27 protein-coding genes and 2 pseudogenes are annotated in these 20,897 nt (G+C 53.1%); 3 read left to right on the top strand and 26 right to left on the bottom strand.

Annotated features, from left to right (window positions below; all coding sequences use genetic code 11):
• Positions 1-348 precede the first annotated feature (348 nt).
• Positions 349-2,165: pseudogene (ltrA, locus tag NQ492_RS14145) on the top strand (group II intron reverse transcriptase/maturase).
• Between the two features lie 5 nt (positions 2,166-2,170).
• Here the strand turns inward: ltrA and NQ492_RS14140 are convergent.
• From NQ492_RS14140 to NQ492_RS14085, 12 genes are all read right to left on the bottom strand, one after another.
• Positions 2,171-2,503 (bottom strand): HU family DNA-binding protein, encoded by a 333-nt coding sequence (locus NQ492_RS14140; protein WP_231839850.1) that lies wholly within the window; start codon positions 2,501-2,503, stop codon positions 2,171-2,173.
• A gap of 33 nt (positions 2,504-2,536) precedes the next feature.
• Entirely contained in the window at positions 2,537-2,839 is a 303-nt protein-coding gene (locus NQ492_RS14135; protein ID WP_015545973.1) for a type II toxin-antitoxin system RelE/ParE family toxin, read from the bottom strand.
• Entirely contained in the window at positions 2,832-3,077 is a 246-nt protein-coding gene (locus NQ492_RS14130; RefSeq protein WP_044054665.1) for a type II toxin-antitoxin system ParD family antitoxin, read from the bottom strand. Before NQ492_RS14130 ends, NQ492_RS14135 begins: the two co-directional genes overlap by 8 nt.
• Before the next feature lie 103 nt (positions 3,078-3,180).
• Entirely contained in the window at positions 3,181-3,471 is a 291-nt protein-coding gene (locus tag NQ492_RS14125; protein WP_083810159.1) for a DUF4120 family protein, read from the bottom strand.
• 18 nt (positions 3,472-3,489) lie between these two features.
• Positions 3,490-3,849: a hypothetical protein gene (locus tag NQ492_RS14120; protein WP_009596280.1), complete on the bottom strand. Its 360-nt coding sequence runs from the start codon at positions 3,847-3,849 to the stop codon at positions 3,490-3,492.
• Between the two features lie 114 nt (positions 3,850-3,963).
• Positions 3,964-4,329, bottom strand: a complete 366-nt coding sequence (locus tag NQ492_RS14115; RefSeq protein WP_015545970.1) for a hypothetical protein — start codon at positions 4,327-4,329, stop codon at positions 3,964-3,966.
• 195 nt (positions 4,330-4,524) lie between these two features.
• Positions 4,525-5,070 carry a hypothetical protein gene (locus NQ492_RS14110; protein WP_044053937.1) on the bottom strand — a complete coding sequence of 182 codons (546 nt, stop codon included), beginning with the start codon at positions 5,068-5,070 and terminating at the stop codon, positions 4,525-4,527.
• A 69-nt stretch (positions 5,071-5,139) separates the two neighbouring features.
• Positions 5,140-6,189 carry a hypothetical protein gene (locus NQ492_RS14105; protein WP_015545968.1) on the bottom strand — a complete coding sequence of 350 codons (1,050 nt, stop codon included), beginning with the start codon at positions 6,187-6,189 and terminating at the stop codon, positions 5,140-5,142.
• Between the two features lie 11 nt (positions 6,190-6,200).
• Positions 6,201-7,031 (bottom strand): DUF4121 family protein, encoded by an 831-nt coding sequence (locus NQ492_RS14100; RefSeq protein ID WP_044053936.1) that lies wholly within the window; start codon positions 7,029-7,031, stop codon positions 6,201-6,203.
• Between the two features lie 68 nt (positions 7,032-7,099).
• The gene (locus tag NQ492_RS14095; RefSeq protein ID WP_015545966.1) at positions 7,100-8,089 is read right to left on the bottom strand and encodes an ArdC family protein; all 990 of its coding nucleotides are present in this window, start codon (positions 8,087-8,089) and stop codon (positions 7,100-7,102) included.
• Between the two features lie 16 nt (positions 8,090-8,105).
• The gene (locus NQ492_RS14090) at positions 8,106-8,537 is read right to left on the bottom strand and encodes a hypothetical protein (protein ID WP_015545965.1); all 432 of its coding nucleotides are present in this window, start codon (positions 8,535-8,537) and stop codon (positions 8,106-8,108) included.
• Positions 8,538-8,608: 71 nt separating this feature from the next.
• Positions 8,609-10,681: a ParB/RepB/Spo0J family partition protein gene (locus NQ492_RS14085; RefSeq protein ID WP_044053935.1), complete on the bottom strand. Its 2,073-nt coding sequence runs from the start codon at positions 10,679-10,681 to the stop codon at positions 8,609-8,611.
• Between the two features lie 1,513 nt (positions 10,682-12,194).
• Between NQ492_RS14085 and NQ492_RS14080 the strand changes: the two genes are divergently transcribed.
• Positions 12,195-12,536 (top strand): hypothetical protein, encoded by a 342-nt coding sequence (locus NQ492_RS14080; RefSeq protein ID WP_015545962.1) that lies wholly within the window; start codon positions 12,195-12,197, stop codon positions 12,534-12,536.
• Positions 12,537-12,727: 191 nt separating this feature from the next.
• Positions 12,728-12,904, top strand: coding sequence for a histone H1 (locus NQ492_RS14075; protein WP_009597166.1), 177 nt, complete (start codon positions 12,728-12,730; stop codon positions 12,902-12,904).
• A gap of 107 nt (positions 12,905-13,011) precedes the next feature.
• Here NQ492_RS14075 and NQ492_RS14070 read toward each other — a convergent pair.
• From NQ492_RS14070 to NQ492_RS14005, 14 genes and pseudogenes are all read right to left on the bottom strand, one after another.
• Positions 13,012-13,527, bottom strand: a pseudogene (locus NQ492_RS14070) (ATP-dependent DNA helicase); the annotation flags it as partial.
• 293 nt (positions 13,528-13,820) lie between these two features.
• The gene (locus NQ492_RS14065) at positions 13,821-14,147 is read right to left on the bottom strand and encodes a hypothetical protein (RefSeq protein ID WP_259872930.1); all 327 of its coding nucleotides are present in this window, start codon (positions 14,145-14,147) and stop codon (positions 13,821-13,823) included.
• Positions 14,148-14,160: 13 nt separating this feature from the next.
• On the bottom strand, positions 14,161-14,787 hold the full coding sequence (locus NQ492_RS14060) for a hypothetical protein (protein ID WP_259302002.1): 627 nt from the start codon (positions 14,785-14,787) through the stop codon (positions 14,161-14,163).
• Between the two features lie 17 nt (positions 14,788-14,804).
• A complete protein-coding gene (locus NQ492_RS14055; RefSeq protein WP_018697554.1) occupies positions 14,805-15,020 on the bottom strand; it encodes a hypothetical protein in 216 nt (71 codons plus the stop codon).
• 12 nt (positions 15,021-15,032) lie between these two features.
• Positions 15,033-15,470 (bottom strand): hypothetical protein, encoded by a 438-nt coding sequence (locus NQ492_RS14050; RefSeq protein WP_015545961.1) that lies wholly within the window; start codon positions 15,468-15,470, stop codon positions 15,033-15,035.
• Positions 15,471-15,475: 5 nt separating this feature from the next.
• Positions 15,476-15,793 (bottom strand): LPD28 domain-containing protein, encoded by a 318-nt coding sequence (locus NQ492_RS14045; protein ID WP_015545960.1) that lies wholly within the window; start codon positions 15,791-15,793, stop codon positions 15,476-15,478.
• Between the two features lie 48 nt (positions 15,794-15,841).
• The gene (locus tag NQ492_RS14040) at positions 15,842-16,141 is read right to left on the bottom strand and encodes a hypothetical protein (protein WP_015545959.1); all 300 of its coding nucleotides are present in this window, start codon (positions 16,139-16,141) and stop codon (positions 15,842-15,844) included.
• A gap of 12 nt (positions 16,142-16,153) precedes the next feature.
• Positions 16,154-16,366 (bottom strand): hypothetical protein, encoded by a 213-nt coding sequence (locus NQ492_RS14035; RefSeq protein WP_259872929.1) that lies wholly within the window; start codon positions 16,364-16,366, stop codon positions 16,154-16,156.
• A 6-nt stretch (positions 16,367-16,372) separates the two neighbouring features.
• On the bottom strand, positions 16,373-17,026 hold the full coding sequence (locus tag NQ492_RS14030; protein WP_244075996.1) for a hypothetical protein: 654 nt from the start codon (positions 17,024-17,026) through the stop codon (positions 16,373-16,375).
• Complete coding sequence (locus NQ492_RS14025) at positions 17,023-17,223, bottom strand: hypothetical protein (protein ID WP_014774805.1); 201 nt, start codon at positions 17,221-17,223, stop codon at positions 17,023-17,025. The genes NQ492_RS14030 and NQ492_RS14025 overlap by 4 nt, the downstream gene beginning before the upstream one ends.
• Positions 17,224-17,513: 290 nt before the next feature.
• Positions 17,514-17,843, bottom strand: coding sequence for a hypothetical protein (locus tag NQ492_RS14020; protein ID WP_253092946.1), 330 nt, complete (start codon positions 17,841-17,843; stop codon positions 17,514-17,516).
• Positions 17,844-17,854: 11 nt separating this feature from the next.
• On the bottom strand, positions 17,855-18,154 hold the full coding sequence (locus NQ492_RS14015; protein ID WP_019151269.1) for a helix-turn-helix domain-containing protein: 300 nt from the start codon (positions 18,152-18,154) through the stop codon (positions 17,855-17,857).
• Positions 18,155-18,259: 105 nt separating this feature from the next.
• Positions 18,260-19,477, bottom strand: a complete 1,218-nt coding sequence (locus tag NQ492_RS14010; protein ID WP_149874913.1) for a site-specific integrase — start codon at positions 19,475-19,477, stop codon at positions 18,260-18,262.
• 609 nt (positions 19,478-20,086) lie between these two features.
• On the bottom strand, positions 20,087-20,818 hold the full coding sequence (locus NQ492_RS14005; RefSeq protein ID WP_015545957.1) for an SIR2 family NAD-dependent protein deacylase: 732 nt from the start codon (positions 20,816-20,818) through the stop codon (positions 20,087-20,089).
• Positions 20,819-20,897 lie beyond the last annotated feature (79 nt).

Genomic DNA, 20,897 nt, shown 5'->3' with positions numbered 1-20,897 from the left:
TCCAAGTGGCACAACTCGAAACTGTGGCGGAAGGTAACTACAGACGCCATACTGTAACACACTCGATTCGACCTTGGAGGGTTGGGTGCAGAACAGGTTACAGCACAACTGCGATAAGCAGAAACGGGCGAAAGTCGTATCCGACAATCTATCAAAGCTATGTTGCCGAAGAATTAAACGTGGATTGCCTAACCCGGAATGCCGAAAGGCTATTAGGTTTCAGACCTATGAAAATCCGGTATGGCAACGGAGCCACCGTAGTAGTCCGAGCGAGGGAAAGCCTCGTACATGGCGAAGGGTGGCAGCTAACATTTTTAATACAAATTAACGGATAATGTGTGAGACATTATGAGAAATCCAGAGAGAGTATTAAACAGTCTGTCAGAGCACAGCAAAGTTTCGAGCTACAAGTTTGAACGGCTCTACAGGGTTCTATTCAATTCGGAGATGTTTCTCCTCGCCTACCATAATATACAAGGTAGGCAGGGAAATATGACGGAAGGTTCCGACGGTAAAACTATCGACGGAATGAGCCTGAAACGGATTGAAAATTTGATTGATGCGCTCAAAGATGAGTCGTACCAACCAAAACCGGCAAGAAGGATGTACATCCCGAAGAAAAACGGGAACATGCGACCTCTCGGCATACCGTCTATCGACGACAAATTAGTGCAGGAGGTATTGCGAATGCTGTTGGAAGCAATTTATGAAGGTAGTTTTGAGAACACCTCGCACGGCTTCCGACCCAAACGCAGCTGCCACACCGCACTGATACAGGTGCAGAAGAATTTTACTGCGGCCAAGTGGTTTATCGAGGGCGACATTGAAGGATTCTTCGATAACATCAACCATGATGTACTTATCGGAATCTTGAAAGAACGTATCGCAGACGACCGCTTTATCCGGCTAATGTGGAAATTTTTGAAAGCTGGCTACATCGAAGATTGGACATTTCATAGAACATACAGCGGAACACCGCAAGGTGGCATCATTAGCCCGATACTGGCTAATATCTATCTCGACAAGCTGGATAAGTACATGAAAGAGTATGCCTGTCAATTCGATAGAGGCGACAGACGGGCAATGAACCTTGAGTACAAACGGTATTCCAGGAAAATTTGGTGGCTCGGCACAAAGCTGAAGCAAACCGAGGATAAAGATACTCGGAAGGAACTGATTGACGCGATTAAGCAACATCAGAAAAACAGGATGCACTTACCCTCTGTCGATGAAATGGACGAGGGATATAGACGGATTAAGTATGTGAGGTATGCCGATGATTTTATTATCGGAGTGATTGGCAGTAAATCGGACTGTGAGGCCATCAAAGAGGATATTAAGAATTTCCTCGGCGAGAAACTGAAATTGACGCTCTCCGAAGAAAAGACCTTAATCACGCACGGCAATAGAAAGGCAAAATTCCTCGGCTATGAAATCTATGTCCGACCATTCACGGATAAGACGTTAAGAGGCGAGAAATCGGGAGTACTTATTAAGGCTTACGGCAAAAAGGTAGTGTTGGAAGTGCCAATGTCCACAATGCGGGATAAACTTCTCTACTACGAGGCGATGGAAATTCATCAATTCGAGGGTAAAGCGAAATGGAAACCCACAAGCCGGACAAAGTTGCTACATCTGGACGACCTCGAAATACTGGATGCCTATAACAGAGAAATCCGAGGTTTTGCAAACTATTTTTCTATCGCAAATAACAGTTCACACCTGAATTCTTTCAAGTACATCATGCAATACAGTCTGTATAAGACTTTTGCACGAAAGTACAGTACGACAGCCCGAAAGATTATCGCAAAGTATCGACATCACAAAGATTTTGCGGTTTTCTATGAGGACAAGAAAGGAGGAAAGAAGATGCGGGTATTCTTCAACGGGAGCTTTAAGCGTAAAACAACCGCGATGGACGCGAGTTGTGATTATGTAGCCAACACGATTTTCAATACCACTGTATCAAGCCTTATACAAAGGTTAAAAGCGGGTAAGTTGAATTGTGTGGCGCAACGGAAAACATTGAAATACACCACGTCAAAAGACTCAAAGACTTAAAAGGCAAAGAGCCATGGAAAATACAAATGATTGGACGTCAGAGAAAGACGTTAGCTGTATGTATTCCCTGTCACAACAAGATACATCACGGGATAATAGACTGAATATGTTAGTGGAGAGCCGTGTGCGCCGAGAGGTGCAAGCACGGTTCGGAGGCGAGTTCTTGGAAACCTACCGTAGAAATACGGCAAGGCACCGGGTTCTTAAATGCAGGAATATCGTGCGCCGGAATTACGATCGTCGTATTCTTTGTGATATTACGACCCTTTTTCTCCTTGCGGCGTTTAATCAGGAAGGTTCCGAATCCGCGCAGGAAAACGTTTTCCTTGCGGATCTGGGCGGCACGCACCTCTTCCATAAAACCTTCCACGACAGCTAAAACGGTCGCGGCCTCGACGCCCGTTTCCCGGGCAATCTGCTTTACAATTTCTTGCTTTGTCATCGATGCTTAATTTTATAATTTATATGTCGTTATTCAATCTACGAATCGGTTGCTAAGATCCATCCGTTCGTGAAGGATGCGCACGACCTCGATCGCCCCGTCGTCCGGAATACGGTAAAAGACGATGTGTTTGTTGACCTTGAAGCCGTACACCTTCTCCCCGAGTTCCTTGTATTCCCGGCCGAACAGCACGGGATTGCCTGCCAGCTTGCGGCAGGAGGCGATCAATAACCAGTAATAGGTGTCCGCCTGTCGCTCCGACCATGTATCCGCCGTATAGTTCCAAATGTCGGAGAGATCCTCGACCGCTTTGCGGGTAAACCGAATCTCAGCCATTCGCCCGCTTCGCTTTCAGAGTTCTCAGATGCTCCGCAGGATCGAATCCTTCGGCCACGCCGCTGTCGATTCCTTCGCGGATGGCGGCTTTCAACTCCGTCAGACGGCTTTCGTTTTCCTCCAAAAGCCGCAAACCGGCCCTAATAACCTCGCTGGCGTTATTATAACGTCCCTGTGCGATTTTCGCTTTAATGAAATCCTCGAAATAAACCCCGAGGGCTACCGATGTCGTTTTCATAATCACGCTGTCTTTACGCAAAATTACCAATATTTAATAATAAAACAAAATCCCGGCCGGATTTATTGCCTCGGCCGGGATCGACGATTCGGATTTCGACTTTTCAGGTATGGGTCATCCAGCCGTGAAAGGGACGGTCGATAAAACAGCACGACCGATCCGGACATCCATGATAAACCAATCCGCCGACAACGCCCAGACTCCCGTCGGGATAGCGTTCCTTGAAGAGGAACGAATAGGGCGCGAAGTCCCTGTAAAGTTCGATCTGGCACGGATGATGGGGATTTTGCTCACGGCGTTCGAGGCGCTCCAAACATTCCCGAAGCGTGCTGTCGCCGATGCTTTCGGCGTATTGCACTACCTTATCGTAGTGCTCCTGACACATGATTTTCATAAGGCTTGATTTTTAGGTCTATTTCCCCATTCCGGGGTGTTGTTCCAGAAAGAGCATCCGCTGCCGGATATAATGCAGCAGCGGTTCTCCGTCGCCGACAGATTCCATAATGTTGTTCGTTCCGCCAATATCCTTCAGCACTTTCAATGAGAAAGAGTTGTGTATCTGCCCCGAATCGAACTGCAAATCGTGTCCGGACTCGGTAAAGGTGATGCAGACAGGTCTTCCCCGCTTTGTTCTGCCGAAAACCGTGATAGCACCACGCAGGTCTATCGGATAAAACTCGTCGTTATTCTCCCAGTCGATCTCAGGAGTCAGGCGGACGATCTCCGCCATGACCGGACGGAGCAGCCCTTCCGTCCAATGCGGATCATTCAACCGCTCCCGTTCTTGCTTCAGATGTTCAATCTCCCGATCGATCTCCTTGCGGCGCTTGTCGCACTGCGTTTTATGCAGGCGGTAGCGCGTAATGATATTCTCAATAGCATTATATTATGCATACCAACTGCACCGCAGGGGCTGCCCGTCCCATTTCCACGCAGTACGGTATGAGTCGATGCGGATATAATTTTTCGACAGACGGTGCGTATGGGTCTTGCCCTTGAAAACATCGGGCAGCGGGACGGTCGTTCCGCACATATAGCCGTCTTCGGTAGTTCGCTGGTCGAGCTGCCGCAGGTCTATCGCGCTGCCGCGGATCGCTATGACCTGATAGAAGTCGATATTGGTCTGCTCCCAGCCCCACGACGAGTAGAGGATGTCGCCGACGCGCAGCGAACGTCGGAACTCCTCACTCGACCGCGCTACGGCTTCGTCATGGCGCCGGAAGCGCTCGGCCTCCTGCCGGATACGCTCCATAGCCTTGTCGTATTCTTCCGGGGTGTGGGCCTTGTAGACATACCGGGGGGGGGCGCTTCATCCCCGGTGTCCATGCCGCGATACAGCGGCCGTTACGGCCCTGAAACCGGACAAGCGAGATGTTATAGATCAATTCGGGAGCGAAGCCCGTCCCTTGAGCGAGCCGCTCGGCATATTTGTTGATGCGATAGGTTTTCATTGTTTCTGAGATTTAAGATTTTTGGTATCTTCTTCTACGGTTTGGAACTCTCCGGGATTCCAGCCCTTTGCGACCAGTGCAGCCTGCGCGTCGAGGACGCTCGGAAAGATGCGGCGCCTCTGCCGCGAAAAAGAGATGTATCCGACATAAATACGCCGCACAGGGCTTCTTTGATATTCGAGATGGCAGCGGCACGGAACGGGACGGTAGTGCAGGAAGCCCCGCATGCGCAGCAGCAGGCCACGTTCGTACTCCTTGTCCCCGCGGCAGCGTTCCCACGCCTCGTATTTGTCGATGCCGTCGGTCAGCAGCGTGTAACCGACAGCCCGGTCATAGCGGGTTCGGCCCTGCCAAAGGCCCTTGAAAAAAAGCGACAGCAGTTCCAGTTCGAGCGTCGGACGGCCTTTCGTGCGCAGCGTTTCTGTCAGGGATACGACCTCGTCGTAACGGAAGTCGAGCGGGCGGATGTTGTTCGCCGCCATGCGCACCATCACCCGCAGGTCGGGGGTAATAGTGATACGTGTTATAATCTGATAGCTCATAATGATATGCAATTAAAAGACCGCAGCTTTAGGGCTGCGGCCTGATTTGACAATACGTGAAGTGTCGTGTTATTTCGGATTGGTCGTGTCCCGGAGCTTCAATCCGAAATCGCCGCAGGCCGTACGCAGATCTTCGCTGAACTTGCTGCTCTCGCAATAATAATCACCCATCCGTCCGGCCAACTCCTGCAGATCGCTGTCCGTAATCGTCGCAGTATCGTATCCGTGTCTTTCGAGTACCGCACGGTTCAGAAAGGCGATGTCGAACTCCGCATTCGGATCGTCCTTACTCGGAACGCTTTGCAGCTTCTCAGCGGTGAACCTGTAAATCTCGTCGAGGAACTCCTTCTCCGTCCAATCCGTATCCTCATGCTGCCGGGAGAACTCGTCGCCCCAGGCAATGAGCGTCGCGGCCGTATCGCGGGAGTTGTCCGAGGGCCGGAATTTCCTGCGCCCAGCTTCATAGGCGATATCGACCAGCGCCTCGGCATAGTCGCGCAGGGACACATTGCCCGGAAGCGCTGCGGACTGCCTTTTCATAAAGGCAGTAATGGCCTCGGCATAGATCCGAAGCTGCAAACGGTCGCGCTCCGCGGCGGCTTCGTCGCGGTTCAGCCCGAATTCCGGGGATTCATGGCCATCGAGGAAGTTCTGCAATTCACCCAGCCGGAAAACGTCGTAGCGCGTAGGATATTCCGGCAGGCAGCGTTCCACAAAATCTTCCGTAAGATCGCTTGTCGTCTGCGGCGCAGCTTCGGCGGACGGGATGAAATCGTATTCTTCCAGCCATTCGACGATGCCTTGCAGGGTATCGCAGGAGAGATTTTCAAGCGGAAGCGGGAAATCATCCCCGCCGTTCATCAGGCAGACGGGAGTCAGCCCGTCCTCACAAAATTCGAGGGAGATTACATTGCGACAAAGGCCGTCGTGTTCGATTGTAAGAGGCGACTCGTAATACTCCTCGTAGGCGAGGCCGTCCGTATCTGCCAGCCTCTCGCGGTCTGTCGCATCGGCCGAATAGGTTCCCAGGCGCCCTTGCCGGCTGGCGATGACCGAGCGGATCACACCGATCTGATAAGTGCGCAGTTTTTCGAGTGTTTCTTTGTTTTTAATAGTCATAGAGAATCAAGTTATTTATAAGAAAATTCCGGTCTGACGAAATAGCAGACCGTGGTGTGCCGCCCGTGATCCTTGACGAGTTTTACGGGTTGGGGCGCGTTGTAGATGCGCCGCTCTGTAACGGGAGCATCGAGCGCATCCCATTTCTCTTGCGATACGGCGGTCTGCTCGTCCCGATAGCACCAGACGATGACGGATTTCGGGCAGGGAGCTGCGAATGCGGTTCCTTCGTAATCAGAAAGAAACATTTGAAATTCCTTCTCCGTCCGAAACGAAATGCAGTCGCCCCGGTAAAGATCGCTGCTTCGGCACTCCGTATCCTTGTAAAGGCTGATCTTGCGCCATTTCTCGGTCGAGAAATCGCCGTAAAGCGATTCCGGTTCCCGGTATTCCCACAACGGCACCTCGGCGCAGAACCGGACGACTCCGTTGCCGCAGGCGCCGCAATGTCCCCAAGCACAGAAATCCCCCGGCACAGCACCGGAAGGCTTCAGCTCTTGCGGCATCACGGCTGTAAAAGGCCCGCCGCTGACCGCGCAGCCGATACCGCCGGCTGTCGCCCACACGAAAGGCACGTAAGGGCACAGGCAGATCGAGCGCGTTCCATCTTCACGGACAGCCTCGATCAGGGCGTTGCCGTGGAAGTCACCGTGACGCGTGGTATAGCGCACCCGGTCGCCGACCTGCGGGACACGTGGGTTGCGGGTGCGTTCGATATGACGCACCAAAGCATTGGCGGCATCTACATCCGCCTGCGTCAGGTGGTGTTCATGGTCGTAAAGCGTATTCATCGGCAGCAGTGTTTCGCGGCTGTACCGATCTTTGGTTTTATCTTGTTGCATATTGCTGATAATAAAAGCGCCGCGGCCTTTCGGCCGCAGCGCAGGTTAAACGATCTGTTTTACGTGTTTTAGGCCGCTTCGGCCGGAATCGCTCCCGGGGTTTCCGGCTCCTGTTCGCAGGCCAGCCGTTCGGAGATCATCCGCGCGGCACGGTTCACGTCCGTGAGGATGTCGAACAGGTAGGTCGGCTCTTTATGGAACTCCGCCAGCCAGTCCTTGATATAGGCGGCGCTCTCCTCACGAGGCGTCGTAGCGAAGCCCAGCATCGCACCGCACAAAGCCGCCGTAAGTTCGGCGACCAACTCTTCGCGGATGTAGTCGGCATCTCCGTAGCAAGCGCCAAAAGGACGGTTCAGACGCTTCGCATGCCCCGTACTGTGCGTGACTTCGTGGAGAAGTGTCGTGTAGAATGCCGCGCCCTCCGGGAACTGCCGTTTTTCGGGGCAGACGATCCGGTCGAGCGTCGGCGAATAGGACGCCCTGTTGCCGGATTTGAGCAGGATGGGACAGAGCCACGACTGCTCCGCCAGCATCCGATCGAGCACCTCGCATGTCAGGCCGTCCGAGTAGTCTTTCGGTTCGGCCGGTGTCGTAAGCGAAGCGTAGCGCTCCGGCTGCTGTTCCGACATATCCGTCTGGTCGATGTTGAAGACCGGGTAATAGCGCATCACGGGCAGCACGTCGTATTGCCGCCGCTGCTCCTGCGGCAGGCGGTAATAGTCCGCCAACTCAATCTTCTTGCGGGTCTCCTTATGGCGGATATACAGCTTCCAGAAGAAGACCGGGAACGAACCGGAGCCTTTGAGGATGTTCAGACCCTCCTCCTTGGCCTGCTTGAACGTCATAAAAAGCGGCGTACTGTAGCCTGCGATCTCCGAGAGGAACAGCAGCATCAGGATATTCCCGCCCCGGTAGGGCGTGCCGCGCAGATTGCGCGGAAGACCGTGCGCAAGGTCGGCGATCCACGGCTTGCGCCACTCCTCGGTGAGCGTCTCCATTTTCTTTATCATCAGCTCCGTCAACTGCGGAGCGATCTTTTCAATCAGATTCTTATTCATGGCTCTTATCTTTACGTTATTCTTCCTCCGGAGCGGTAGCTTGCCGCCAGAGACGGATCTTCTCGTCGTTCGTCCTGCCGTTCCACCACATGTCGCAGGCATCGCGGAAAGCCTTGCGATCATCCTTCGGGCTGAAATTTTCCGGATTCAGTCCGGTGATAATTTCCCGGTCTTCTTCTGTCGTTCCGTCATTCCACCACGGCTCGACCGTATCGGACATCAATTCGCTCTCGCGTACCTGACGGGTGTGTTCTGCACAGTCGTCGCACCATAAGTCATCTTTGTCTTCCGCCATAGACTGTACTTCGTACGTGTTGCTGTCCACCCAGACTTGGCAGGATACCCGCAGCGAACCGCACGCCCCGCAGCGCCACGGATCGGCGGGCATCTCTACTGTCGGTTTTTCTGCAATAGGTGTCTGTTCCGGAATCTCTGAAATCTTATTCATAACAGTAGTAATGCAAAGACGGAGCAGGCATAACCTGCTCCGTCGGTTTGGACATTTAGTTCATGTTGTTACTATGCCGCCGTTTTCATCTCCTCCGGCATTCGGGTGTCGGGTTCGATATCCGGGTCCATAGGAATAATCAGCGGCTCCGGGGTGGGTTCTATAGCGGGCGTCTCGTCCGGCAGCAGCTCGGGCATCTCCGGTTCGGCATCCGGTGCCTCCTGCATCGAAACCGCCATCTCCTCGGCCTCGGCTTTTGCCTGCAAAGCGTCGATCTGTTCCTGAAGACGGGCTTTGCGACGCTCGTAGACTTTCAGATACTCTTGCTGCACCTTCTGGCTCTGCTCCGTGAAGTTCATATCCGCGAAGCGGCACATCATTCCCGTCAGGAGCGTTTCGTCCGTACAACGAAAGTCCGGAGCCGCCGAGCGGAAGTAGTCCACCAGATACGCGCGGACCAGCGCCGCCTGTTGCTTGGCCGTGATACGTCCCGCCGCGGCAAATTGCTCTCGGTCGGTCAGGTAAGAGCCCTCCTTAGGCCGGAAACCGCACTGACGGAGTTTCGAATCGCTCATCACGCGCTGCATCACGGCGTAGTAGAACATCTGCTGCTCCTCCTTCTGAAAGGGCTTGTTCGCAACCTTCACATCGAGGAAGACACGCTTCATATCGGTCGTGATATGCTCGTAGCAGATTTCCCGGTAACGACGCTCCTGTTGCAACAGCCCCTCCAGCGGCGAAGGCGGAACGACGGTGACGAAGACCTTATGCTCATCGTCCTGCCCCTCGTTTACTGTCACTTCCCGCTCCTCGTCTCCGATCTCTTCGTAGCGGATTTCAATATCGAGGTTGCCGATGACGGCGTATTTGCGCACGCGCCCTTCCGAGATGTCGAACTCCAACTGCTGCGTCTGTTCCGTAAAGCGGATCATCCGGATCTCATGCCTCTCCTGAGCCTCGGCAAAATCCACCTCTGACACGTAATTTTCGGCCTGCGGAACGTCGGGCATCTGCGGAGCTTTGTCGTAGTAACCGGCATTGTATTCCAGTTCTTCGACGTGGTAGCCCTCCTGTTCGAGTGCTTCGAGTACTGCGGCAGGCGTTTCGCCGTCCGTAGCCAGCGTCGTACGCGGATCGTCTTTGAGGAGTTTCACAGCCTTCTGCACGAGAAACTCGTCATTCTTGCGGAGCATGCACTCGCGGTTCTGGCAGCCCGCGCAACCGCCCGTACATTCGTCCTTGAACAACACCTGATTGGCCGTGTTGTGCTGGCAGGAAAGGCACTCCGTCTTATCGAAGTTGTAGCTTTCCAACTTGGTCATGTAACGCTCGTAGAGCCGCCGGGCGATCTCCTTGATCCGCGCCGTCTTCCAAGAGCTGTAACACCCCTCGGCGAAATGATCGTTGTAAACCTCCTGCTGGATGTCGGCGGGATATTTGGCGATCTCTGTAGCGACGCCCACCGAAATCTCCTCTTTGTCGAGCATCCCGGCCAAGGCGTCGATCAATTCGCAAAGTTTCAGACGCGAGCGGATGTAGGCCTCCGACTTGCCGAATTTGCCCACGAGGCTCTCGATCGTATGCCGCCCCGACTGCAAGGCCCGCTTGTAGGCGGCGGCTTCCTCGCGCGGCCGCACGTCCTCGCGCTGCAGGTTCTCCGTGATGGCGGCATCCTCGGCCTCGGCGTCCGACAGATCCCGCACCAGGGCCGGAATGAATTTCAGATTCGCCATGGCGGCAGCCCAATAGCGGCGCTCGCCGTAGACGATCTCGAAGCCCTCGTCCCTCGGACGCACGCAGATAGGTTGAAGAACGCCCGACTGTTTGATGCTCTCGGCAAGTTCCAGCAGCGTATCCTCGCGGAAATTCTTGCGGGGATTGTAGGTCGAATTGACGATTTTGTTCAGATCCAGCAGCCGGACATCCGTCTCGGGATGGGCTGCCGGTTGTTCGGCAGGACTGGTTTCTGCGACAGGATTCACAGCTCCGATATCCGTTGCCTGCGGTTCGGCGGGTTTCATGTCGGGACTCCCGGCTGCAACCGGGTCTTGCGCTTGCGCCGCAACGGCCTCGGAAACGGCCGGCGTCCGAACTGCGGTCTTACCGCTCTGCTTCGATTTCGAATTTGCTTTCGCAGTCTGCATAACATGTAACAGTTTTTACCGTGTGTCTCACGTGTTTTCTGCTCGCACGAATTTTATTGTTTTTATCGCGCAAGCAATGAATAATATGTTATGAGGCTTTATATCCCGAACGGATCGGTTGCCTCGGGAAGAGTCATAAGCCCGCGGCGCAGGCGCAGGGGCGGAAAAATACCGCAGCCACGGCGAGGATGATTTTTCCGCCCCGGAGCCGGAGAGGGAGGCCTGGCCGACCGGCCCGGGATTATCTTTCCCGGGGCAACCGGCAGGATAGGTAATTTCCATTTATCTTTGCCGTGACAAACATCGGAAGCAGCAGCTTCGATGTCATATTGAAACCCGTCATTTCTGGGTATAATCGGATCGAAGCATCCGGCAATATCCTACATTCGGTCGGATTCATCTCCGTTTCCGGTATATATCTCCGGAAAATTTGCCGGTTCCATACGAACAGTTAATTTTGTAATAGATTCAGTTTATCGGAATGCGTAAATCGGTATTCATACTGCTAACGGTTTTCACGGCCTGCCTGCTCTGCAAGGAGTCGGAGAATATGCCGGGCACCTCTCGGAAATTCATGGATGAAACATTCCTAAACCGTGGGGAGGAGAATTTACTTGCCAGGCAATGGCAATGTGAATATATCTATTCCGATTTAAGTTTCACCAGTGTCTTGCCGGAGGCCAAAAAGACACGCTCGACCGTATCCATGTTCCGGCACGGAGCCCATAGGCGCTTGCGTGCCACGGTTTTATCAATGTGTTGCGTCACATACGGGATTTCGGGCGTCGCAGGACTCGCTGCAAGGGTACACGGAAAAGGTTTCGTGGCCGGCCTACATGCCGTAGACTATTACGTCTATCGCCTGCACCGGCTCATTATTTAGCCATATGGCAAGAAGACTCGCAAAGGCCGGGTAAAAACATGGAATGTCCGGAAAACGGGAAAGTTGTATGTCCTGTTTTCGGGGGAATAAAATGCCCGGCTGTCTCACGCTCGAAATTCGTTTTTTATACGTGTCGCCCCGATGCATATACGATAAATATCGCTCCGGACGGCTCTGTTCTTTCGGAGAATCCTAAAGATGGAAATTTACGATGTACCGATATGCTGACGCGTTCCGTTGTTCACGACGGAATTTTTTATGTTTTGAAGAGAGCTGTCGTGATCTCACACAACGGCCTGTACGGGTAGATGAAAAGTGTCTTTGGAGGGAGTTTTCGGTATTCCCATATGACGGTATAAACACTCCGGACACCGTTTCCCAACAGTATCCGGAGCTGACAAAATTGTGCTTGCGGTATTTTGCACAGGATAAAAATACGGATTCTTTTCGAAAGCAGCAAGCCGTGCCCCGGTTTTTCAGCTTCCGGCGGTTCATCCTCGAGAATTTGCGTTTCTTATATCGCCGCCCGTTTTAGCAATTTTTCCCGCGGGCCGATATTCGGTTTGTATATTTTAATAGACCGAAAATAATTATTTTGGAGTCCTGAAAAACATAATCTCCGTAAGCTGTATGGTAGAATTGGATAAAAGCCAAAAGAAAATTGCCCGAACACTCATAAGCCGGGCCTTGGAGCGTGAATGCTGTACCTTTCTGGCGAAACTCAAACGACTCCTGCAGGATGAAAAAGCGCAGTCCTGCCATGAGAAATATTTGGAAATATATAAGAGCATACAGACATTCGACAAAGATATAAGTCGTCAGTATGACGGTCTGAACGGCTCCCGCTATGCTTTGACGGTATTCAGCCTTTTCTATAACGGAATCCTTACGGAGAAGGATCTCTCGGAATTCGACGACAGAACCCGGGAAGCGTTCTTGGAGCACAGACGGCAGTGGAATCTGGAGTTGTAAGCCGGCAGCACGGACATATACCGCATATGAACCCGGCATGCAGAACCCGAAGGAGCCTCGCAGAAAAATTCTTTCGGGAATGGAATGCCGTGCACCGAGGGAACCGGCCGAAAAAAATAGCATCACAAAGCTGTTTTTGTGAAAAAATATCTATTTTTGGATCGTGTTAAACTACTAAATTCCATACGACCATGAATGAACTGGTAAAGACTATCGACGAGCTGTATGCGGCATTCAAGACCGACGCAGAGCTTCAGGCGGGAAAAAACAACAAAGCTGCGGGACTGCGCGCCCGTAAGGTGTCGCTGGAGCTTGAGAAGAAACTCAAGGAATTCCGGAAAACGTCGCTTGCGGCAGCTGCCAAATAGCTCGTTTTCATCGCATGACGCAGGGTGTTCTTTCGAAGGACACCCTTTTTTGTCCCGGCGGTTTCGGCCTTACCGGCGGAGGAAATGACGGCAGCCCTGTCGAAGATTCAGCCCCGGAGTTTCCCGTCGGTCGTCAGGGAGGGATTCAACCGCTCCCGAAGGCTCGTATTGCGTTTCAGCACGGACATATTATGGACGGCATAGGCCAAGGCTTTCGTCGCACCGATCAGCACGCAGATCTTTTTGGCGCGCGTGATACCCGTATAGATCAGGTTGCGCTGGAGCATCACATAATGGGTCATCAGCACCGGCATGACCACAATCGGGTATTCCGACCCCTGCGCCTTATGAATCGTCGTGGCATAGGCCAGCGTCAGTTCGTCGAGTTCCGTTATGTCGTACTCGATCCATTTGCCGTCGAAATCGACTTTCAACGTCCTCTCCTCCGTATCCACCTCACGGATATAACCCAGATCGCCGTTGAACACATCCTTGTCGTAGTTGTTGCGCTGCTGCATCACACGATCGCCCTGACGATAGGTATAGCCGCCGCGATTGAGGCTCGGGCCCGAAGGATTCAGTGCCTGCTGCAACAGCAGGTTCAGGTTCGCAGCGCCCACGATACGGCTGTCATTGTCGAAATATCGCACGGCCAGTGCCGCCATCTGGCAGGCCGTGCGGTCGGGTGTCAGGTATTGCGAAGCATAGACGCCCTTGCGGCGCTGCCGCTCGCACATTGCATCATACGGCCAGTTATCGCCGCCGTAGAGGAATGGCAGGTCATTGTGCTGCTGCCAATAATCGAGAATCTCCGGCAGCGTATCCGGCCAATAGAAATTGCGCCGCAGATAGTAATTCTGAAGCGCATAGCGTTTTGTGATTCTTTCAAAGATTTTCATTGGATCAGGTTTTAGGGTTACTCTTTTTTCTGCCGCGGCACCGCAATCCAGTCGGGATTCAGCGTCATACGCCAATCGGGATCGCCAGTGCGGTAAGCGAGGAGCTGGGCGGCGTAATCGTGAGCTTCACGGGAATTTTGGGCCCGATAGTGAAACATCCATTTCTGACCGCACCGGGGACATTCCCAGACGACCATCGTACCGGCAGAGGTCTCGGCAAGGCCCAGCATACAGGGCACTACGTTATAGTGCGGCGGTTCGAAACCACATTCATAACAGGTATAAATACCGCGGTTATAGCGTCCCTGCGGTGGAACGCGCAGGGACAAAGGAATATCGATCATATAAGTATATGGTTTAGGTGTTCGTATCTTCAGGCGAAGCCGCGACTCCGTCGTCTTGGCAATAGTCGAATTTCATCAGCTTTGCGACACGGGCGTACTCCTTATCGTAATACGTATCGTATTCCTTTTGATATTCCTCCTTGTAATGGGTTCCGCTGTCGGGATCGTCAGGGTCATCGGCTTCGACAAATGTTTCGAAAGGTGCATCGTGCGCATTCAGCAGTCGTCCGACGGCCAGATCGCAGGCAATATCCATAATCGACGCGTTGATCGCGTCCTTATGGTTACGGTAATATTCGTGTAAATTCATGGTTTCGTTCATTAAAATGTTCTTGGTTTGAGTTATTCCGGTCGATATCGGAAGGTTGTCCGTGATACAAGTTCCGTCTGCGGCCGAGTAAATCATAACCGTAGGATCTCCGTTATTGTTTTCTATGTCCAGTGGATATTCCGTTCCGGGAATTTGATAAGCAGCATCTTCCTGATAGGTCGGATCGTTTGACAGTTCGTCGAGTTGGCCGTCAGCACACAGGTCCTTGATTTTCCGGACAGCCGTTTCGAGATTCTCGGCTTCAAAACTGAAATACCGGCAATCTATGACAGTAATTTTTTGATTCCGATAAAATTCATAGCGTTTCATTGCGCGATTATTTGAGGTTAATACTTCGATACTTCCAGTCCTTTTTTCGTCATGCTCATCGAGAAGCCCGCCTCATGGAGCTGTTTCAGTACCGAAGCGTTGCTCTCATGGATAAGAAGCGGATAGACTTGGGAGTAGTTGTCGGCGATCGGTGTGTTGAACGACACCGTGATCCGGTTGTTCCGGGTGATGATTTCCAGCGCACGCCGGAAATCGGATTCCTGCATCTTCATTTGAATGTGTCTTTAACGTTTTTTGAATACGGGACGTAGTTCGCACGGAAAAACTTCGGCTTCCGAAGCCGAAGAACAAATCCGGATGATGTCATCGTCAGAGGGTTCCTCCACGTCGTCATTACCCGAACATACGGTATAATATCCCGACGTTTCATCGGCAGGATCACGCCAGAAGACCCGTTGCCCGGGGTGAAAGACCTGCACGCGCGGCAGCTTCTCCCCGTCGAGGGTCTCCGGAAGAGCGATTACTTCCCGAACTGCAAGCCGGGGATGTTTGTCGAAAAGCCAGTCTACCTCGGATTCTTCGCCGAGAGTCGTTCGGATCGTGTTCAGAACCGTTCCGCATTGTTCGGAAACAAGACGTGCGGCCTCCTTGCCGGAAGCCGCACGCAGGGTAAAACAGCCGTTGAAGGTATAGCTGACCTTCAGTTTGAATTTTCGTCGCATAGTATTTAAGAGTTATTGTTTTCAGACCATTCGTCAAAAGCCGTCGCGTCATAGATGCCGTACCGGCGTATTTCAGCGTACGCCTGTCCTTCCCGGAGCAGGGGCTGCCGGGAGACGAACGTTCCGGAGAAGTTTGCCAAAGCCAGCGGAACGAGCCACTGGAAATCGCTGCCCCGACCGCCCATGACCTCGCACGAATGAAAATCGGCGGGAAGGGTTTCGGAATCGAGGCGACACATAGTGAAAAGAGCAGAGATGCCGTTGATCTCGGCCTCGCGGAAATCCCTGATATCCGCGAAAGGAATGGATGATTCGTATGCCATGATATGGAAATGACGCCGCCCGCTCGTTGCGGAGCAGGCGGCAGGTTATTAAAGAAAGATTCGGTGCCACGCTCCGCGCAGATAGACGTTACCTTCCACATAGAGCGTATATAAGTCCGCAGAGACAATCCGCAGGAACAGAGTCCTGTCGCCGCGCAGTTTCCCGATCTGGCGCCGGAACGCCTCGGCGGGAAAAGGTTTGCGCGAGATGAACCGTCCGCGAACCTCTGCGTCCGAGGGGAGGTATTCGTACAAGCGGTAATTGAGCGCCAGCCAGCGAAGGATTTTGCGGCGGGTTTTCGCATCGTCCGTCCGCAGTGTGAAACGGTTGAAACAAAGATTGTTCATCAGAAATAGGAATTAGTTCAGTGACAAGGCACGGCAGAAATAGTCCGTATAATCGAAGTCCAGTCCCAGCCCAGAACAGGCCGTTTCAAGATCGCCGTAACACAGCGCACCGGCATCCCGCAGTTCCCGCAGGTTGCGAAGTTCCGCGGTCAAATATTCCTCGGCGCGACGTTCGCCGCAGCGGCACGCAGTGCAGATATTTTCGATAATAATGTTTCGTTCCATAGTCGTTTAAGGTTTAGGTGTGAATTTATTGTCGGAGAGTGCAAGGAAATCGTCGAGCGTGCGGCACCGATAGTCCAAAGAGATCTTTTCGCTGTAATCCGTCTGCCGGATATCGAAAGTATAGGTCAGGCCGTTACGAATGATCTGGCCGTGACTTTTGTCATGAACCCAAACCACATCGGACAGAGCCTCCAACCGGTTGCGGTACCCGATTATTTTGCGTTCGTTCTCCGCATCGATCCGTTCGAGATTCCGGAAACCCTGCGTGAGGTATTCCACCCAGTCGTCGATCTTCTTTTTGGTGAAGACCCCGATACGGTTCGGAGCGGTTTGTTTGTCGAAAGCCTTGCCGAAGGAGTAGTTGTCCGCATATCGGAAGAACGACCAATCGAATCGGAGGTCGTAATAGGGTTTTGGATAGAAATATTGGCGGACGAGAAACAGGATGCCGTTTCTTCGGAAACCGGTGCAAGCTTCCTCGAAATAGTTTTTCAGGCTGTCCACGGCATGTGTAACACGGTAGAACAAGGCTGCCTCCGGAACGAACTCCTGCACTGTTTCCAATACGGCCGATGCGCTTCGAATAGCCCGCTCTACGTTATCCTCGGCATTGGCGAGCAGCAGCTCGTCGAAGGTCGACTGATCGATCCACTTTCTCATCGCTGAGCAACCTGCCTGCGGCAGGATTCCGTTTCCCGCAGGTAATCGTTCAACGCAGGCACAAGGATCGTACACTCGGCATCGGGCTTTCCGAGAAAACATTTCACCTTTACCGATGCCTCCACGCCGTCCCGGGCGTAGGTCTTGAAGCGGTAGTCGTAACCCGCCACCGCAATCTCGAATTTTTGATGTTTCATCTTCGAAATGGATTTTGATTTGACATACGGCCGGCAGATCCCCGCTATGAAAGTGAGAAGCCGGCTTCGGGGCGGGATTATCAGCGACGGCACGGACAAGGCAAATTTTTGAGGGGCGATACGACCCGAAGGGTGGAGATCGTGCCGCAAAAATTTGACGCCGGAACGTGTCCGGCGCTATCTTGCCCCGAGGCCGGCGTTCACAAAGGGATTTTTAATTATTATTCGCGCTGTCTCAAAACAAAAAGAGACTGCTGCGGATGCAGTCAGTCCCTTTCAGCACGAACGGATCAGCGCACCTCGAACTGCGGTATCCGGGAGAGGGTCTTCCGCAGCTTCCGGCGGTAGAAAAGTTCAGTAAGCGCAAGCAACTCGTAGGCATCGTACAGCATCTGTCCGTTGACGGTACGGGCGCGGATCATCCGCTTTTTGCGGCATTGTTCGAGCTGGTGACGGTCCAGACCCAGCACCTCGCAGACCTTGCGGGCCGAGAGGAACATCGGGCGGTCGCTGTGGCTCAACAGGTGTTCGAAAAGCAGTGTGGATTGTGTCAGCAGGAAATGCGTGCGGAGCAGTTTCTCCAAAGCTCCGGACTCCACCAAATAATACTTGTCAGGCATAGGGTTATGAATTAAAGGTTCCTGATCCGGTTTTTAAGTTCTTTTCGCTGCCGGCACTCCGTGTCGATCCGCTCGACAAAACGGTTTATCTCGGCAGCGGAGAACATAAGACGGCGCCCGAAGTGGAACCCGGTGAGCTGACCGCTGACGCAGTAACGGCGCAACTGACGGTCGCTGATCTTCAGCAGGTCGCAGACCTCGCTCACTTCAAGGATCGGCGTACCGCAAAGCATATTCCGGTGACGTTTCATATAGGCGATATCTTCGCGGATCTCTCGGACGATTTCCAAAATCTCATCGAGTCGTTCCATAATCGGGTTGCAGTAGGTTTTCGCCGCAAAGATGCAATGACCGAATGATGAGTTTATACAAGTATGTAAATACATAATATATTTATATACTTTATCGCAAAGTGTCTACACGGAGAATTTCGTTGCCAGTTTCTCCCGGAGCATGGTAACCTCACGGTCGATCATCGGCGGGGTGACTTTCGCATAGATTTGAGTGGTGGTGATATTTTTATGTCCCAGCATCTTCGAAAGCGTCTCCAGACTCACGCCGTTCGACAGGCAGATCGTCGTGGCGTACGTGTGCCGGGCAAGGTGGAACGAGAGTTGTTTGTCGATGCCGCACTCCCGGGCGATGTTTTTCAGGCTGTCGTCGATCGAATCGAGTGTAGACATGGCAAAAACACGTCCGTCGCCGGTCAGACCCCGGTACTTGTTCAGGATGAACAACGCATACGGCAGAAGTTTGACAACGTATCTGGTTTCGGTCTTCTGGCGGTTGCCGCTGATCCACCACTCGCCCTGCGCATCCTGCTCGATCCGGTCATAGGTCAGCGAGGCCATATCCGCATAGCAGATGCCCGTGAAGCAGGAGAACAGGAACATATCGCGGTTATAGTCCTGACGCTTATACCGCAGCTCGGTAGTCATCATACGCCGGAGTTCATCTTCCGTTAAAAAACTACGTTCCGGATTCGGAGCCGTATATTGATAGAGGGAAAAGGGGTTGCGAGGCATCCAGCCGTTGTTGAACGCGATTTTGACAACGTATTTCAGGCATTTGAGATAACCGCTGACGGTCGTAGGCTTGAGCCCCAGATCGGATTTAAGGTAGACGTGGTATTGCTCGATGAACGACTGTTCCAACTCCGCCAACGGCATATCGCTCACGTTATACTCCTTACGCATGAAAGTCCGCAGATGGTCGATGGATTTATAGTAGCGGTTCCATGTACCGTGGCAGCGGTCGATGCCGACACGTTTCTTGAGGTCGCCGGTGAATTTCTCGAACGCTTCGAGAAGCAGCCGGTATTTCTCTCCGAAGCCGAGATAGGCATTCTTGACCTTTTCGGCCGTAACGTATGACTCCCGGTCGCAGATATCCTGATAGTGCTTGCCGATCTGGGTGCGGATGTTGTCCAGATGACGGTTGATGCGATCCGCTTCGAGACTACGGCCTTTGGCGCGGCCGCCGCTGACCTCCCAAAGCGTTTCCGGGACGGAGAGCTTCGCGCTGAACTGCGCGATGCTGCCGTTGACCGTGATGCGACCCATGACAGGGACGACTTTCTGATCTTTGTCTTTGTTCCTTTTAAGGTAGAACAGAACCTTGAACGTGCTGCGCATAAACTCTGCTTTTTAGGGGTGCAAAAATAATTTCAGCAGAGTCGCATGTCAAGATGAATAACGATGCAAGAAACTGAAAATCACGTTTCTATGAATAATAGAGCGAAAGAAACGAGGTAACGATTTGGAAACCGAAACCTCGTTTAACATTACCTTATTCTACTTTTTCTCTAAAACATAGATCCTGAAGAAAAGTGTATAATTATTTGATTATCTTTTACTTTACACTTTTTAGGCCTCTGTTTTTTTATCCTCGGAAACCTTTTCGAGAGGGCGGGGATTTTCATGCAGGAACGGCCGCAGGCACACCGACCGGACCGAAGCCGAAAGCATTACGCAACCGCATCGTTACACGGAACGGACAGACGCGCAACCGCGTAATGGGTCGCAGAGCGCGACCAGACGAGGCGGCGCGAAACGGGCCGGAGATGGAGTGAGCCGGATCGGAATATGGGTGAATCCGAGCAAGAGCCAACCGGAACCGCAGCGTGCGGCCGGGAAAAGCCGGAAACGGAAAGCGAAAGACAGAGGGAGGGCCGAAAGCGGGAAAACGAGAACGGAGAGCAAACCGGGATGGGCCGGGAGCGGGGAACCGCCGGGAAGGGCGGATCAGGCTTTTCCGGGCAAAAGCGATTCGGACCGCCCTTCCGCACAGGCCGCGCGCAGGCGGTCGGCCAGTTCGGGAACTCCCTCGGCGGCACGTTTGCGGATCACCTCCAGCGGATTGCGCACGCCGCGAATCGCCGGCCGTCCCGGGTCGACCACGTAAACCGGAATGTCGGGACGCACGCAGCGCACCAGCGACGCCGCAGGATAGACCGCCAGCGACGTTCCGACCACCATCAGGATGTCGGCCCCGGCGGCAAGTTCCGCCGCACGGTCGAATTCGGGAACCGGCTCGCCGAAGAAGACGATGTGCGGACGCAGCAGCGAACCGTCGGGAGCGCGGTCGTCGAAACCCTGCTCGACGCCGTCGAACGGCAGGATGAGCGACGGATCGTCCGTCGAACGAAGTTTGGTAAGCTCCCCGTGCAGGTGGAGAATATGCGTCGAACCCGCCCTTTCGTGCAGATTGTCGACATTCTGGGTGATGACCCGGACGTCGAAATCGCGTTCCAGACCGGCAATCGCCCGGTGGGCGGCGTTCGGCTCGGCCTTGAGCATTTCGGCACGCCGCTCGTTGTAGAAACGGATGACGCCCCGACGATTGAAATCAAGCGCTTCGGGAATGCAGACCTCCTCGATCCGGTAATTCCCCCATGTTCCGTCGGAGTCGCGGAACGTCGCCAAACCGCTGTCGGCGCTGACGCCGGCGCCGGTGAAGACAACAAGTTTTTTCATTGCATGATGTAGTTTCGCCCGGTAAAGGTAACAAATTTATGGCATAGTTCGTGCAAGATCGGTCCGATGTAAACCAAAT

Origin of the sequence: Alistipes shahii WAL 8301 (genome assembly GCF_025145845.1) — a bacterium.
GTDB lineage: Bacteria > Bacteroidota > Bacteroidia > Bacteroidales > Rikenellaceae > Alistipes > Alistipes shahii.
The sequence above is the reverse complement of the archived record's forward strand: the minus strand, read 5'-3'. Positions and strand labels throughout refer to the sequence as shown.

Coding starts and splice junctions, on each gene's coding strand:
- NQ492_RS14140 (WP_231839850.1), bottom strand. CDS start 2,503: ATGACAAAGCAAGAAATTGTAAAGCAGATTGCCCGGGAAACGGGCGTC.
- NQ492_RS14135 (WP_015545973.1), bottom strand. CDS start 2,839: ATGGCTGAGATTCGGTTTACCCGCAAAGCGGTCGAGGATCTCTCCGAC.
- NQ492_RS14130 (WP_044054665.1), bottom strand. CDS start 3,077: ATGAAAACGACATCGGTAGCCCTCGGGGTTTATTTCGAGGATTTCATT.
- NQ492_RS14125 (WP_083810159.1), bottom strand. CDS start 3,471: ATGAAAATCATGTGTCAGGAGCACTACGATAAGGTAGTGCAATACGCC.
- NQ492_RS14115 (WP_015545970.1), bottom strand. CDS start 4,329: ATGGAGCGTATCCGGCAGGAGGCCGAGCGCTTCCGGCGCCATGACGAA.
- NQ492_RS14110 (WP_044053937.1), bottom strand. CDS start 5,070: ATGAGCTATCAGATTATAACACGTATCACTATTACCCCCGACCTGCGG.
- NQ492_RS14105 (WP_015545968.1), bottom strand. CDS start 6,189: ATGACTATTAAAAACAAAGAAACACTCGAAAAACTGCGCACTTATCAG.
- NQ492_RS14100 (WP_044053936.1), bottom strand. CDS start 7,031: ATGCAACAAGATAAAACCAAAGATCGGTACAGCCGCGAAACACTGCTG.
- NQ492_RS14095 (WP_015545966.1), bottom strand. CDS start 8,089: ATGAATAAGAATCTGATTGAAAAGATCGCTCCGCAGTTGACGGAGCTG.
- NQ492_RS14090 (WP_015545965.1), bottom strand. CDS start 8,537: ATGAATAAGATTTCAGAGATTCCGGAACAGACACCTATTGCAGAAAAA.
- NQ492_RS14085 (WP_044053935.1), bottom strand. CDS start 10,681: ATGCAGACTGCGAAAGCAAATTCGAAATCGAAGCAGAGCGGTAAGACC.
- NQ492_RS14080 (WP_015545962.1), top strand. CDS start 12,195: ATGGTAGAATTGGATAAAAGCCAAAAGAAAATTGCCCGAACACTCATA.
- NQ492_RS14075 (WP_009597166.1), top strand. CDS start 12,728: ATGAATGAACTGGTAAAGACTATCGACGAGCTGTATGCGGCATTCAAG.
- NQ492_RS14065 (WP_259872930.1), bottom strand. CDS start 14,147: ATGATCGATATTCCTTTGTCCCTGCGCGTTCCACCGCAGGGACGCTAT.
- NQ492_RS14060 (WP_259302002.1), bottom strand. CDS start 14,787: ATGAAACGCTATGAATTTTATCGGAATCAAAAAATTACTGTCATAGAT.
- NQ492_RS14055 (WP_018697554.1), bottom strand. CDS start 15,020: ATGAAGATGCAGGAATCCGATTTCCGGCGTGCGCTGGAAATCATCACC.
- NQ492_RS14050 (WP_015545961.1), bottom strand. CDS start 15,470: ATGCGACGAAAATTCAAACTGAAGGTCAGCTATACCTTCAACGGCTGT.
- NQ492_RS14045 (WP_015545960.1), bottom strand. CDS start 15,793: ATGGCATACGAATCATCCATTCCTTTCGCGGATATCAGGGATTTCCGC.
- NQ492_RS14040 (WP_015545959.1), bottom strand. CDS start 16,141: ATGAACAATCTTTGTTTCAACCGTTTCACACTGCGGACGGACGATGCG.
- NQ492_RS14035 (WP_259872929.1), bottom strand. CDS start 16,366: ATGGAACGAAACATTATTATCGAAAATATCTGCACTGCGTGCCGCTGC.
- NQ492_RS14030 (WP_244075996.1), bottom strand. CDS start 17,026: ATGAGAAAGTGGATCGATCAGTCGACCTTCGACGAGCTGCTGCTCGCC.
- NQ492_RS14025 (WP_014774805.1), bottom strand. CDS start 17,223: ATGAAACATCAAAAATTCGAGATTGCGGTGGCGGGTTACGACTACCGC.
- NQ492_RS14020 (WP_253092946.1), bottom strand. CDS start 17,843: ATGCCTGACAAGTATTATTTGGTGGAGTCCGGAGCTTTGGAGAAACTG.
- NQ492_RS14015 (WP_019151269.1), bottom strand. CDS start 18,154: ATGGAACGACTCGATGAGATTTTGGAAATCGTCCGAGAGATCCGCGAA.
- NQ492_RS14010 (WP_149874913.1), bottom strand. CDS start 19,477: ATGCGCAGCACGTTCAAGGTTCTGTTCTACCTTAAAAGGAACAAAGAC.
- NQ492_RS14005 (WP_015545957.1), bottom strand. CDS start 20,818: ATGAAAAAACTTGTTGTCTTCACCGGCGCCGGCGTCAGCGCCGACAGC.